The organism is Bacillus thuringiensis (assembly GCF_001182785.1).
Classification (GTDB): domain Bacteria; phylum Bacillota; class Bacilli; order Bacillales; family Bacillaceae_G; genus Bacillus_A; species Bacillus_A thuringiensis_S.
Genome location: NZ_CP012099.1, coordinates 1,670,471 through 1,683,928, shown reverse-complemented (window position 1 = coordinate 1,683,928; position 13,458 = coordinate 1,670,471). Strand labels below are relative to the sequence as shown.

Below are 13,458 nucleotides of genomic sequence, written 5' to 3'. Positions count from 1 at the left end.
CATTTTAACTGACTTCTATACGTTCCATTGCAAGTGAATATACATTTTCATATCCTGCTGTACTTAGCTTTTGTTGTAATCGATCCGTATCCTCTTTCAAAGCGTGCACTAGCACCGTATGTTCTGGTAATAATGTATTTAACATCTTTTTAACGTCTCTTATACTTTGGTGAACTTTATACGAAACTCGATTCACCCTACATGTACTCCTTACATGTTCTTTCATAACTCTTTCTGCAAAACTCCCTTTAGCAATATGCCCAGTAAAAATAACGGAATTCCGTTTTTCATTCCGAAGCTGTTCATAGTATAACTGTGCTCGTTTCGTTTGCATATTCGCATCACTCATTACAACTATTCCGTAACTATTTTGCATACAAATGTCATTATCCATAACTATTATGTTTCTTTTTAGACTCTTCATAACCCATTTAAGTTCTTCATTATTTTTTATCCAATCTTTGTATACGAACATCTCTTCAAATCCAGCCAAGATTTCTTTATCTACTATAAGAGGAAATTCTTTATATCGTTCATATAAATACAATACTATATCTTGCGCCCTACCAAGTTGTGGCAGCGGTAATAATGCTATTCCTTTATTTTGCATAACTCGTTCAATTTCTGCACATAGATCGTCTAATCTTTCATTTTGCGAAACATCATCTGTGTGATAAGCGGCATCTACAATTGCAACTTTTATATTGTGATCCAATTTCTCAGGTAAATTAGCTCGTAGTATATTAGACTCTGCTGAATAGTCGCCTGAATAAAATACGTATGTATTATACATATCAACTAAAAACCAAACAGCTCCCAATACATGCCCACTATATCCCCATTGAAACCGCAATGTAGGAGTAATTTGTACCCATTCATTTGGATTGCTAATCTCATCAATACATACATAATTTAAATCTTTTATATTTTGGTCGATATAAGGTAAATTCCACCCTTTCATCACATTATAGTTTCTCCATTTTTCATAATATAACGGCAGTTGCTCCTTTGTATAACGAGTCGTCCAAATTTTTTTCTTATAGCCATACTTCGCTAATAAAGGTAAACCCATCGTATGATCTTCATGAATATGTGATAAAAATACCGCATCTAAAAACGGAACAGCTTCTCTCTCTATTTTTGGATAACTATCCTCATAAGATCGATTAATACCACAATCAAATACTATTTTCGCCTCTTTATTTTTTACAAAATAGCAGGAGCGACCGTATTCTCCTGCTCCTCCCCATACTTCCACTCTCATCATGCTACCCCTTTTCGTTTTTGCTCCATATGTTGCAGCAGTAATAAGCATATTGTTGTAAGTCCAACAGAAACAACGGCCATCGCCATTCCTATAGATACTTCACCCTGTTCAAATTGAGCAAAAATAAATGTTGCTGAAGTTTCTACTGATGGAGGTAATACGAGAAGCGATGCTACTAACTCTCTTATCGAAATTGTAAATGTCATCGCCCATCCAGCAAGAATACCCGGGATAATAAGAGGCAATATTATTTTTCTAAAAATATAAATATAATTTCCTGAAAAAATACTTCCGGCCTGCATGAGAGAATCATCAATTTGTCCAAGTGATGATTTTACATATTGCACCGTGTAAGGTAAAAACAGAACAACATACGTTACGATAACCATGATTGGTGTATTGTAAATTGACAGGGGCATATATGGTGAATTCCAAAACAAAATAAGACCTACAACCATAACGATTCCTGGTACCATATTCGGTAACATACCGCACATATCAAGCCACTTTTCAGAGGATTTTTTCCCCTTTCGAATCATAAGTGCCAAAAAGACTCCAATAATTACCGCAATAATCGCTGTTACGAGCGAAAAAAGAAAACTATTCCATAAAGCCTCTAATCCCGGAGATCCCATCGTAAACAATGCCTCATAATGGCTTGTTGTTAAGTTATTTACATGTAATCCGCCGCCTCTTAATTTTGACAAAGAAGCAATAAGTATAGAAAAGTATGGAATTCCAATTGATACGATTAATAAACCAATTACATACATCCATGCTACAACGCGCGTAAATATAGACAAAGTATATCTTTTAGATTTCACACCTTTTCCACTAACCATTGCATATGAATACTTTCGATTCAATACATTTTGCATATACCAAATGAGCATACAAGCACTAAGTAATAAAGAAGATAATGCTGTTGCACTACTAAAATCAATTGGCCAACTCGAAATAAATTTATGAATTTCTGATGTTAATACGTGAAATCCTATTCTACGTCCGAATGTAGCCGGTGTTCCAAATTCAGCAATCGTCTTTACGAAAATGAGTAAAGCACCCATTACATAACTTGATACTAATAACGGCAATATTATTTTTCTTAAACGATAGAAAAAACTTCCGCCATGAACTGCTGCAGCTTCTTCTTTACTACTCCCAATCTGAAGTAACGTATTTTTCAGCATGAAATAAAGGAATGGGAATAAATGCAGGCTCATAATTAAGACCATACCTCCTAAACTAAAAAACGATGATGAAACTGTCTTTAGCATCGGAAGAAATTGTTCAAAATATCCGTTAGGTTGCATGAACAAAATCCAGCCCATCGATCCAATATACGGCGGTGTCATAAATGGAATCATAAAAACAATATCTAACTTACTATACTTTCCTACATCTGTTTTGCTCATAATAAACGCCAATGGAAATGCAAATATTGTAGCTCCTATTACAACGAGTACACCTAGAAGCATCGAATTTAGAAAAATCCCAGCTAATCCACCACTCTGTATCACTTCAAAAGGCTTTAAAAAATTCCAACTGCTATTTTCATATACACTAGAAAATAAAATAAGAAAAAGTGGAATGACGATTAACATCACCACAAGTAATAACGCTACCGTCATTCCAACTTGTCTTACTGATACGAATCGATTTACCATGGAATCACCATCTTATTGAAATACTTTCTTAAATTGTTTTCCTATTTCATCTTGCTCTTTCTCAACTGTTTTCCAATCAATATTTAATACTGGAATCTCTTCTACATTTGGTCTATTTTCAGCTTTTATATCTGTTCTACCAGGCAATAAATACGCTTTAGCAACTTGTTTTTGTACATCATCGGATAATAAATAATCAATAAACTCTTTTGCACCTTCAACATTTTTACTATCCTTCATAATCCCCGCTGCACGTGGGCTAATAACTGTTCCGCTTTTTGGATATACAATATCAACAGGTTCACCCTTTGCTTTTGCGCTATACGTCATATAATCAACACCCGCAATGACCATATCTTTCGCACCTGTCACAACTGGGGCTAACGCTTCCTGATTTGCTCCTGCTACTGTAACTTCATTTTTCTTAAGCTGCTCAAATAAATTCCATCCATCTTGTCCATTCTTTTTCACGTATCCTGTTACAAAATCTAATGCTGAACCTGAAAGTGCTGGATCTGGAAGATTCGCTTTCCCTTTCCATTCTCCTTTCGTTATATCGCTCCAATCTTCAGGTGCTGTCTTCACATTTTTTGTATTGTATACAATTCCTAATGCTGAAGCACTATACCCGAAATAATTTCCTTTATCATCTGACCATTCTGGACGAAGCTTATCAGCTTGTTTCGCTTCTTTATAAGCTAACGTTTGCCCCTCTTTCTTTAATCCTTCCATCGCTGGTAAAGAAGCGAGTACGACAACATCAACGACTGGATTTTTCTTTTCAGCTTCCATTCTCGCTAAAATTTTTCCAGTTGTCCCTTGAAACATTTCCACTTTTATACCAGTTTTCTTTTCAAAGTCCTTTTGTATTTTTTCTGCTAATCCTTTTGGTCCTGCACTATATACAACAATTTTCTTTTCATTCGAATTTTTACTCTTTGCATCTGCATTACCTGTCTTTGAACTACAACCTGTTACTACAGTAGAAAATAGTAAAGTACATACAAATAAAGACTTAAGCGAACTGAATTTCTTCATACGATTCTCCCCCTATATGATGAATACATTTTTTTGGTACATATAACGATACTGGTTTCCCGATGCTTAGCTTACTATTGTTATAGGCTGTCCAAATGCCTAAAGTCCCCATATTTATTTTCACTTCATAACGTTCCCCTACATATGTAACGTGCTTAATTTCACCTGTATACATTTCGCACACATCATTTTTTGTCCAACTCACATGCTCTGGACGAATCATTTTCTTACCCTCTACAAGCCAATTCGCCTTACCAATAAATTTGGCAACAAATTCATGAGACGGTTTCACATAAATATCTTCCGGTGTTCCTTTTTGTAATACTTCTCCTTGTTTCATGACAATAATTTGGTCTGACATTGACATTGCTTCTGTTTGGTCGTGAGTGACATACAGTGCAGTTAAACCAATGGAATGAACGATATCCATAAGCTCTATTCTCATTTCTTCTCGCAAAATTGCATCGAGTGCACTTAGTGGTTCATCAAACAAAATAAAATGAGGTTTTGTTACAATTGCTCTAGCGAATGCGACACGTTGTTGCTGTCCACCAGAAAGTTCGTGTGGATACCTTTTCTCCATACCTTGCAAGCGAACTCGCTTTATCGCATCTTCTACTTTTTCTCGTAAATGATTCGTTTGCTTTGTAGCCCTTAAACCAAATGCAACATTTTCAAAAACAGTCATGTGCGGCCATAAAGCAAAATCTTGAAATACCATACCGATATTCCGTTCATGAGGAGATGTCTTTATCTTTTTTGTAGCAGAATACATGCACTGGTCTCCAAAATATATTTCTCCCTTATCCGGTTCTTCAAGCCCTGCTATCATTCTAAGTAAAGTCGTTTTTCCACACCCCGAAGGCCCTAAAAGTGTAGTGAATTCCCCTTGTTTCATTACAATCTGCAACGGCTTTAACGCCTGTGTTTTTCCAAATGTCTTTTCTAATCCACTAATTTTAATATCCATTGCTTCACCTCTCTCCCCTCATTCTTAACCTGCTTTCATTCTATATGGAAGATTTATAATGAATGTTAATGTACTGTAAAGATTAAATTAAAAAACTTTTAATAAACTATTTATTTCTATAGATTTTTTCTATAGTTAAAATAAAAAAGGCGGCAATTCATAATGAATCTCTTAAAATTAGAAATTGTAGTACTTATTAAGAAATACAAAAAGCTTACAATCGTTGCAGAAAAACTTGGCGTTAAACAACCAACTATTACATTTCATATAAAAAGCTTAGAAGAAGAACTCGGTGTGTCTTTATTCGAATTACGTTCTGGAAGGTATTTCTTAACAGAAGCTGGTGAGGCTTTGCATCATTATGCTTCTAAAATAGATGCACTTATGAAAGAAGCTAGACGTGTCACGCAAGAGTTTAAAGATTTTCATAAAGGTGCTATAACAATTGGTGCTAGTTATGTACCAGCGACTTATCTTTTGCCAGAAGTCGTTCATCAATTTCAATGTGAATTTCCAAATATAAAAATAACACTACTAGTGAAAACAGCCCCTGAAATTCGAATGATGCTACAAAATCACGAAATCGATCTTGGGATAATTTCCGCTGCTCCATTTGATGAACCACTTTTAAAACAAACGAATATAATGCCCGATACACTTGTTCTTGCCTTTTCCAAAGAACATCATTTTTCAAAGAAAGACAATGTATCGTTACAAAATATCGAAAAGGAACGCATACTATTGCATCGTAATCCATCTACAACGAGAGATTTACTTACACAATGGACGTTAGCGCACAACATTACATTCCAATCTGAAATTGAATTAGACTCATTAGAAACGATGAAACAAATTTTAAAATATGGTAATGGAATTGCCTTTATTTCTAAACTTGCTATCGAGCAAGAAATACAACGAAATGAGCTATGCTATATACCAATCCCTGAATTTGAATTTCAGCGTAACATTTATACGATTCATCATGAGGACAGATGGAATTCTAAAATCATTTCTTTTTTACTACAGAGCATCACTTCATTTGCAACAAAAAATTAAAAGGCTGTCGTTATGCACGACAGCCTTTTAAACTATAAATCTATTTATTTTTCTTTGCCTCAATTTTTGCTTGCGCCTCTTCAGCCTTATCTAATGCTTCTGATACTTTCTTCTCTTTTTCTTTCACTTCATCTATACTATCGACAGCTTTAATAATTTTATCGATTCCTTCTTCTTCTACCTTTCTACGCTTTGCCACTCTTTCATTTACTTTCTCTTCCACATCTTTTGCTTTTTGAAGCATATTCTCTGCATTTGATGTTACGGCTTTTTCAAGTCCATCATCTTTTTTCTTTTGTAACACTTCATTTGCAATGTCTTTCGCTTCTAAATACTTACCGTCTTTTAATGCTGTTGCTCCGTGATCCATTTTCTCAGCAACTTCTTTATATGGTTTGGCTTCATTTCCTGATTTCTCTTTTTCTGCTTTTTCGAACCACATTGTTGCATCACTATACTTTTCATCTTTCAATGATTGCATACCTGTTTCAATATATGTGTCATAATTGCTACATCCAGCCATTACGACTAATAGAAAAAGCATAACAAAACTTAATTTTTTCATGCTGTTGTCTCCTTTTCTTTGCAAGCTCACTTTACTTTAACATACATGAAAAAGAGTTTCAAAAACTAAAATACCAATTTAGTCATTTTTATAATAATAAGTCAAATTTTTATTATTTTCTTATTTTTAAGCGGACACATCTACTTGTTTTTTCGCCATATGTTGCTTTACTCCAACTAATACAACTAACAATAAACCTCCGCCTATTGTCATCATAACAATGCTAGTTGGCAACATATCTAATAGTAGTCCATATACAATCATACCAAGTGGTGCGATTGCAGTCGCAATTGTTTCAAGTAGGCCAAACACACGCCCTAGGTAGCTCGGGTCTGTCGTTTTTTGCATATGTACTTGCATTGGAATGTTTACAATCATAATTGCTATACCAGTTAACATCATAAAAGCAATATAGTAAATAAAACTTGCTAATTTTGGAATGATAACTAACAACGGAAAGACTGTACATAAACTTAAACCTGCAAACAAAAACAGTCCAGTATAAATAGAACGAAACGGATTATTCACTTCTTTACGCACTGATAAAGCAATCGCTCCCATTAACATCCCGACTGCTAACATTCCCTCTACAGTACCGAGTTGCTTTGAAGATAAATGCAATGTATGGACGATAATGTATGGAAGTGCAACTGTTAGACCACACGCAAAAAAGTTTACCCACAATGCTATTTTCATTAAACCATATATTTCACGTTGTCTTTTTACATATAAAAAACCTTCTTTTATACTCGTCAAGAAATGCTCTGTACTCTCAGCCACTTCTTTTTTATATAAATCAAATACGATAAATAATTGCAAAATAACTGCTAAAAAGAACGTAATACTATTTAATAGGAAAAACGATTTAATTGAAAAGAAACCATATACAACTCCGCCAATAATCGGCCCTAAAATATTTGATAAAGAAGCCGCCGTTTGATTTAAAGCACTCGCTTTTTGAATACGTCCTTCATCTACTAAACTCGGAATAGACGAAGTTAATGCAACGGAATAAAAACTTGCACAAATTGATAATAATGCTGCTGAAATATAAATAAAAAGAAGTGATGGTCCAAATATAGTAGCAAGAATAAACATACTAAGCATCGTTAAACTACTTAATAAATCAGTACCAATGACAAGCCATTTTCGATTCACACGGTCTGCTACAGCACCAGCAATTGGACCACAGATCATCCTTGGAAGTGATCCGCAAACGAGCGTAATTGCAAACCCCATCCCTGAACCAGTAGTCTTTAATACATATAACCCCATTGCGAACGTATAAATACCTGCGCCTAATAAAGACGTCATTTTTCCAATCATCATTAAAATGATATTTCTCGTTGCAATCTTCATTCTTGAATCATGTTGTCCTATACTTATATCTCCCATTTTTGACTCTCTCCCCTTAAAAGTTAAATTGTGTTAAACTTATTATATAATCAACTTTCCAACTTTTACAACCAAAAGTTTAATCACATTTAACTTTTTATTCATAAAGGAGCTACAATATGACTACTCTCGGAGAAAAAATTAAAGCATTGCGAAAAGAAAAAAAGCTTACGCAAACAGAACTAGCAGGTTCAGAACTGACAAAAAGTATGCTCAGCCAAATTGAAAATGGAAAAGCTACGCCTTCCATGAAAACATTACAATATATTGCTGAAAAACTTGGATGTGAAACGAGTTTTTTATTAGAAGAAGATGATGTAGAAATTGTAGCACTCATTCAAAAAATGGAGCCATTAATAAAAGCAAATAAATGCGATGAAGTATATGAAACTTTACTACCTATCGTTCAAAAAGAACTACCTCTTACTTTAAATACAGCACGTTTATATAAACAGTTCATAACTGGAGCGGCTATTATGAACGATTACAATATTGAATATTACGTTGAAACAGCTGTTTCTATATTTGAAAAATATACTTTGTATCGCGAAAGTACTGAAACGAAACTACTGTTTTACTATATGCTCTACAAACGGAAAAAATATAAAGAATGTTTACAGTTGATTACCAAAATTCGCGATGAATATAAAACGAAGAATTTAGAAATGGATCTTATTACACATATACAATTATATTTAAAAGAAGCAATTATTTTACTCGCATATGGTAATTATGAAAAATGTGAAAAAATCATTTTAGATGCACTTGCATTTTCAAAAAAACATCAAGTTTATTATAAAACAGATGAATTTTACCGTATTTTATCTTATCAAAAAATCATTACAACAGATAAAGAGCGATATTTATATTACATAAAAAAATCGGAGCAATTTGCCATTTTTACAGAAGATACTTTATCCGCTGCAAATATAGATATATTAAAAGCTTATTACTACAATACCGTTACGAATGAATATACAATTGCATTAGAACATTTAGAACAATTCCGAGAAAAACTAAAAGATGTACCGATTTTTCAAGACGATGGATTGTATTATCTTGAAAAAGGAAAATCTCTGTATGGTTTAAAACGTTACGAGGAAGCTTTAGAAACATTAAAACGTGCTAATATTCCAGATTATATGAGTCATCCACTTGATCAGTCATGGTTATTAACAGCTGGATCATATCGTGCCCTGTGTCATATAGAACTTCAAGATAAACCAGCTGCTCTGACAGAAGCAAAAGAAGCAGTTCAAACGATAGATGGTTATCCTGATTCCATCTTTTCTTCATTTATTAAAGAAACATTACAAATAATACAAAAACTTTAAGAATGTCTCTAAATGGTATATTATTCCTCTTTTTTAGCAAAGATAATAATGATGGGAGGAATATAAATGAATATACAACGTGCAATAGAGCTTTCTGTGTCAGCGGAACAAGCCAATGTCAGTTTTCAAGGCATGCCTGTTATGATTCAACACGTCGATGAAAGCAATGAAACCGCCCGCATATATGAAGTAAAAAACCCAGGACGCGAATTAACTGTTCCAGTTAATAGCTTAGAGGAAATATAAGAAATGCCACTTCTCTTTTGAAGTGGCATTTTTCTTATGAATCAAAAATACAACTATTATTTCTTCTAATTTTTTTAAGCTTATAATAAGAAAATGTAAAATTTATACTCTAACCCTATATTTTGTGATATTGTATAATCTGGAAATAATTAAATCTCTATAGACGAATAATATATTTTTATTTTTCCCACTCTATACATAAAGGAGGAATTGTATGAGCCTTTCTATATACGAAGGTTTAGGTATTATTTTTTTCGTAATCATTATTACTTACGCCCTTGCACACAAATATTTATGGTCAAAAAAATTACTTATTATTCTATTTCTCATTTGTAATGCTATTTATCTTATTTGGCGAACTTTTTATTCGTTACCAACTATTAATCTCATAAGTATTATCGCTGGTATTATATTGTTAATTACAGAATGGGCTGGTTACTTACAATCTATCGTTTTCAGCATTGTTTCATGGAAACCATATAAACGAAAAGAAATACCATTATCCAATTTTGAAAAACTACCTACTGTCGACATATTTATCGCAACTTACAATGAACCGATCGATTTGTTAAAACGTACTGTAGCTGGCTGTACGTTGATTACTTATCCGAAAGAGTTACTAAACATTTATATTTGTGACGACGGGCGCCGTGAAAGTGTAAAGCAACTTGCGGCAGAGTTTTCTGTTCAGCACATAACTCGCACCGAAAATAAGCATGAAAAAGCTGGAAATTTAAATCATGCGATGCTTCATTCAAAAGGTGATATTATCGTAACAATGGATGCTGATATGATACCACGAGCTAACTTTTTAGAGCGAACGATTGGTTATTTTTCTAAAAATAATGTTGTATTCGTTCAAGCACCACAAGTTTTTTATAATGCTGATCCTCTCCAATATAATTTGTTTTTTGAAGATAACATCGCCAATGAACAAGATTTCTTTATGCGGCAGTTAGAAGAAGGAAAAGATCGCTTTAATGCTACGATGTATGTTGGTAGTAACGCCCTATTTCGTCGCACTGCGCTTGAAGAAATTGGAGGATTTGCGACTGGAGTTATTACTGAAGATATGGCAACTGGTATGCTACTACAAGCTAACAAATGGGAAACTATATTTGTCAATGAAACACTAGCTGTTGGATTATCCCCAGAAACATTTAGTGATTTATTAAAACAGCGTGACCGCTGGTGTAGAGGGAATATTCAAGTCGTAAAGAAATGGAATCCTTTCACTATAAAAGGATTATCTTTTATGCAGCGTCTTTTATATGCAGATGGAATCCATTATTGGTTTTTCGGTATTTATAAAATGATATTTTTACTAGCACCGCTATTATTTTTAGTATTTGATATTTATAGTTTAGAAATTAATTTCATGCACTTATTTATGTTTTGGGCACCTGCCTTTTTAACATCACAGCTTATTTTCAAAGCTGTTTCTAATAAGAAACGCACAACTACGTGGAGTCATGTGTACGAAGTTGCTATGGCTCCTTATATGGGATTTGCTATTTTATCAGAAACTTTCTTACGTAAAAAGTTCCAATTTCATGTAACAAGAAAGGGAGTTCAAAATAATACAAGGCATTTTTTATGGATTACAAGCGTCCCTCACCTCGTATTACTCATTTTAACAATTATTGCACTGATTCGAGCAACACTTATGCTCTTATATCCTGAGCAATATCATATTGAAAGAGAAAGCTTATATATTAATATTTTCTGGGTACTATACAACGGGATAGCTATTGTTACTTCACTATTTGTAGCATTTGAAAGACCGCGTTTTCGAAATTCAGAACGTTTCGTAGTAAATTTACCAGGTACTTTATATGCCGAAGATATGATCATTTCTTGCCATGTCCTTGATATTAGTGAAACGGGGGCACGTTTTGAATTAGATCCCTCCATTCCATTTGAAACTTTATCAAGTCTATCTTCCTATACGCTATCTTTTGGCGAGGTAGAAAAGATTCATAGTACAAAAAAATGGATTCGGAGACAAGAAAATTCTGTACAAGTTGGTGTATCATTTGATGATGTATCCCATGAGCAATATTGTAAACTCATTCTTCATCTATTTAGTAAACCGGTTAATGACCGGGTGGAAAAGGTGTACGATAAAGCATTTCTTACACTAGCAATTGCACCTTTCATAAAAAATACCAAAAAAGCACCAAGACAATTTCGCAGGCAACATATACGTGAGCAACTGATGTCTTCTGGAACATTGCATATGAATGGAATGCCGATTGAAGCGACCATTATCGACTATAGTACAGGTGGGTGCCAAGTACAAACGAACATCCCTCTTGTGATTGACCAAATTATACAAGTAACAATGGAAGAACGTAATATTCAAAAGAAAAATGCACAAGTATGTTGGATTCAAAAAAAGGGTCGTAAAATATATGCTGGATTAAAATTCACAGCGTAAAAAAAGAAAAGAAGCGTACTGCTTCTTTTCTTTTTTACATGCTAAAATACTTATTAAAGGGGGAATTTATATGGAAAATGCTTCACAAAAGGCGAATCATTATTATGCGGTGATATTCACTTCTAATTTATCAAATGATACAACAGACTATAATACCGTTGCCGGAAAAATGGAGGAACTTGCAAAGCAACAACCTGGATTTTTAGGTGTAGAAAGTGCACGAGGTAATTCTGGACTAGGAATAACAATTTCTTATTGGGAATCACTTGATGCGATTGAAAATTGGAAGAAGAACGTCTTACATAAAGAAGCGAAAAAAAGAGGTCGTGAGCAATGGTATGAAAACTTCCACCTGCGTATCTGCCTTGTTGAGAAAGAATTTAAGTTTCAAAGAGGCACAATATAACTATGAAGAAAAAAGTAGCTCTCGTTATTGTTCATGAAATATATGGTGTGAACGACCATATGCATCACGTTACCAACCACTTTACTTCATCTCATATAGACGTATTCTGTCCTAACCTTCTACAATCGCAACATGCATTTCATTATAGTGATGAAGAAAAAGCATATGAACATTTTGTAAATCATATTGGATTTGATTATGGAAAAAAGCAAATTGAAGAATTCATTTCTCATCTTTCTAGTAGTTATACACATATTGGTCTTATCGGTTTTAGCGTTGGAGCTACCGTCTCATGGCTATGTAGTAACAATCCGAAAATAAATTTTATTATCGGATGTTACGGTTCTCGTATACGCGACTATGTTCACATAAAGCCTACATGCGCTACACTACTTATATTCCCTGAAAAAGAAGCTAGTTTTTCAGTATCCTCTTTAATTCAAACATTGCAGCAACAAAAAAATCCTTTATTAGAAATAAAACAACTACACGGTGAACATGGATTTCTAAATCCGTACACTGAAAAATATAACAGGCACTCTACAAAACAAGCATACAATTTAATAGATTCATTTCTTGTAAAGTGAAACTTCAATCAGTGGGGGGTTCATCCCCCACCTAATCTCTTTTCTTACGTTGAGTTTTAAGGTGTGGATCTTACTGCCCATGCGTGATAAAAACAATCTTATAAAGGAGAATCAAATGACGCTGACATTACTCTTACTTGTTTTCATACTCATTGCCTTTATCTCAGCGCTAACTATCATTTTTAAAACCGTAAAAAAAAGGAGATTTTTCAACCGCCCCTACTTACAATCTATTATCATTTGCATTTTATTTTTTACAAATTGGATCTTATATGTAACAACTTTTTATTCGTTACTCCCCGAGAAAGTTAGCGAGTTCATATTCCTGCCCATTTGGTTTTTCCTTTGTATTTTAGGATTTATCGTTTGCTGGCGCGAATGGAGAAATAATCGTGTGTTCTCGATATGTATTGGTTTTCTTTCCTTTATTAGTTTTTTATTTGGGCTGTTGTTGTTAGTTCTTTCGGGGATGTAATAGAAGAAGGAA

Annotated in this window: 13 protein-coding genes; 7 read left to right on the top strand and 6 right to left on the bottom strand. The window is 33.9% G+C overall.

The features are described from left to right. Nucleotides 1-4 precede the first annotated feature (4 nt). Genes AC241_RS08890 through AC241_RS08875 form a run of 4 tightly spaced genes read right to left on the bottom strand, consistent with a single transcriptional unit; the run spans nucleotide 5 to nucleotide 4,942 of the window. Nucleotides 5-1,267, bottom strand: a complete 1,263-nt coding sequence (locus AC241_RS08890) for an MBL fold metallo-hydrolase (protein WP_050843199.1) — start codon at nucleotides 1,265-1,267, stop codon at nucleotides 5-7. Next, on the bottom strand, nucleotides 1,264-2,934 hold the full coding sequence (locus tag AC241_RS08885) for an ABC transporter permease (protein WP_050843197.1): 1,671 nt from the start codon (nucleotides 2,932-2,934) through the stop codon (nucleotides 1,264-1,266). The genes AC241_RS08890 and AC241_RS08885 overlap by 4 nt, the downstream gene beginning before the upstream one ends. Nucleotides 2,935-2,946: 12 nt before the next feature. Next, nucleotides 2,947-3,972 carry an ABC transporter substrate-binding protein gene (locus tag AC241_RS08880; RefSeq protein WP_050843195.1) on the bottom strand — a complete coding sequence of 342 codons (1,026 nt, stop codon included), beginning with the start codon at nucleotides 3,970-3,972 and terminating at the stop codon, nucleotides 2,947-2,949. Next, nucleotides 3,950-4,942, bottom strand: a complete 993-nt coding sequence (locus tag AC241_RS08875; RefSeq protein ID WP_016082158.1) for an ABC transporter ATP-binding protein — start codon at nucleotides 4,940-4,942, stop codon at nucleotides 3,950-3,952. The genes AC241_RS08880 and AC241_RS08875 overlap by 23 nt, the downstream gene beginning before the upstream one ends. Before the next feature lie 162 nt (nucleotides 4,943-5,104). On the opposite strand from AC241_RS08875, the gene AC241_RS08870 reads away from it, so the two are divergent. Next, nucleotides 5,105-5,998: a LysR family transcriptional regulator gene (locus AC241_RS08870; protein WP_043936912.1), complete on the top strand. Its 894-nt coding sequence runs from the start codon at nucleotides 5,105-5,107 to the stop codon at nucleotides 5,996-5,998. Nucleotides 5,999-6,038: 40 nt separating this feature from the next. On the opposite strand, the gene AC241_RS08865 is transcribed toward AC241_RS08870, so the two are convergent. Both AC241_RS08865 and AC241_RS08860 read right to left on the bottom strand, forming a co-directional pair. Next, a complete protein-coding gene (locus AC241_RS08865; protein WP_050843193.1) occupies nucleotides 6,039-6,563 on the bottom strand; it encodes a COG3014 family protein in 525 nt (174 codons plus the stop codon). Nucleotides 6,564-6,689: 126 nt separating this feature from the next. Next, nucleotides 6,690-7,958: an MFS transporter gene (locus AC241_RS08860; RefSeq protein ID WP_016082160.1), complete on the bottom strand. Its 1,269-nt coding sequence runs from the start codon at nucleotides 7,956-7,958 to the stop codon at nucleotides 6,690-6,692. 119 nt (nucleotides 7,959-8,077) lie between these two features. On the opposite strand from AC241_RS08860, the gene AC241_RS08855 reads away from it, so the two are divergent. The 6 genes from AC241_RS08855 (at nucleotide 8,078) to AC241_RS08830 (ending at nucleotide 13,446) form a co-directional block, all read left to right on the top strand. Then, nucleotides 8,078-9,292, top strand: coding sequence for a helix-turn-helix domain-containing protein (locus AC241_RS08855; RefSeq protein WP_029441921.1), 1,215 nt, complete (start codon nucleotides 8,078-8,080; stop codon nucleotides 9,290-9,292). A gap of 66 nt (nucleotides 9,293-9,358) precedes the next feature. Next, complete coding sequence (locus tag AC241_RS08850; protein ID WP_001025734.1) at nucleotides 9,359-9,538, top strand: H-type small acid-soluble spore protein; 180 nt, start codon at nucleotides 9,359-9,361, stop codon at nucleotides 9,536-9,538. Nucleotides 9,539-9,752: 214 nt separating this feature from the next. Continuing rightward, nucleotides 9,753-11,978: a glycosyltransferase gene (locus tag AC241_RS08845; protein ID WP_050843190.1), complete on the top strand. Its 2,226-nt coding sequence runs from the start codon at nucleotides 9,753-9,755 to the stop codon at nucleotides 11,976-11,978. Nucleotides 11,979-12,048: 70 nt separating this feature from the next. Further along, a complete protein-coding gene (locus AC241_RS08840; protein WP_050843188.1) occupies nucleotides 12,049-12,384 on the top strand; it encodes an antibiotic biosynthesis monooxygenase family protein in 336 nt (111 codons plus the stop codon). A gap of 2 nt (nucleotides 12,385-12,386) precedes the next feature. Beyond that, a complete protein-coding gene (locus AC241_RS08835; protein WP_050843186.1) occupies nucleotides 12,387-12,971 on the top strand; it encodes a dienelactone hydrolase family protein in 585 nt (194 codons plus the stop codon). Nucleotides 12,972-13,086: 115 nt separating this feature from the next. Then, entirely contained in the window at nucleotides 13,087-13,446 is a 360-nt protein-coding gene (locus AC241_RS08830; protein ID WP_050843184.1) for a hypothetical protein, read from the top strand. Nucleotides 13,447-13,458 lie beyond the last annotated feature (12 nt).

Excerpts from the sequence above, each read along its gene's own strand:
- AC241_RS08830 (WP_050843184.1), top strand. The coding sequence starts at position 13,087 with ATGACGCTGACATTACTCTTACTTGTTTTCATACTCATTGCCTTTATC.
- AC241_RS08845 (WP_050843190.1), top strand. The coding sequence starts at position 9,753 with ATGAGCCTTTCTATATACGAAGGTTTAGGTATTATTTTTTTCGTAATC.
- AC241_RS08865 (WP_050843193.1), bottom strand. The coding sequence starts at position 6,563 with ATGAAAAAATTAAGTTTTGTTATGCTTTTTCTATTAGTCGTAATGGCT.
- AC241_RS08880 (WP_050843195.1), bottom strand. The coding sequence starts at position 3,972 with ATGAAGAAATTCAGTTCGCTTAAGTCTTTATTTGTATGTACTTTACTA.
- AC241_RS08860 (WP_016082160.1), bottom strand. The coding sequence starts at position 7,958 with ATGGGAGATATAAGTATAGGACAACATGATTCAAGAATGAAGATTGCA.
- AC241_RS08840 (WP_050843188.1), top strand. The coding sequence starts at position 12,049 with ATGGAAAATGCTTCACAAAAGGCGAATCATTATTATGCGGTGATATTC.
- AC241_RS08885 (WP_050843197.1), bottom strand. The coding sequence starts at position 2,934 with ATGGTAAATCGATTCGTATCAGTAAGACAAGTTGGAATGACGGTAGCG.
- AC241_RS08890 (WP_050843199.1), bottom strand. The coding sequence starts at position 1,267 with ATGATGAGAGTGGAAGTATGGGGAGGAGCAGGAGAATACGGTCGCTCC.
- AC241_RS08850 (WP_001025734.1), top strand. The coding sequence starts at position 9,359 with ATGAATATACAACGTGCAATAGAGCTTTCTGTGTCAGCGGAACAAGCC.
- AC241_RS08875 (WP_016082158.1), bottom strand. The coding sequence starts at position 4,942 with ATGGATATTAAAATTAGTGGATTAGAAAAGACATTTGGAAAAACACAG.
- AC241_RS08855 (WP_029441921.1), top strand. The coding sequence starts at position 8,078 with ATGACTACTCTCGGAGAAAAAATTAAAGCATTGCGAAAAGAAAAAAAG.
- AC241_RS08835 (WP_050843186.1), top strand. The coding sequence starts at position 12,387 with ATGAAGAAAAAAGTAGCTCTCGTTATTGTTCATGAAATATATGGTGTG.
- AC241_RS08870 (WP_043936912.1), top strand. The coding sequence starts at position 5,105 with ATGAATCTCTTAAAATTAGAAATTGTAGTACTTATTAAGAAATACAAA.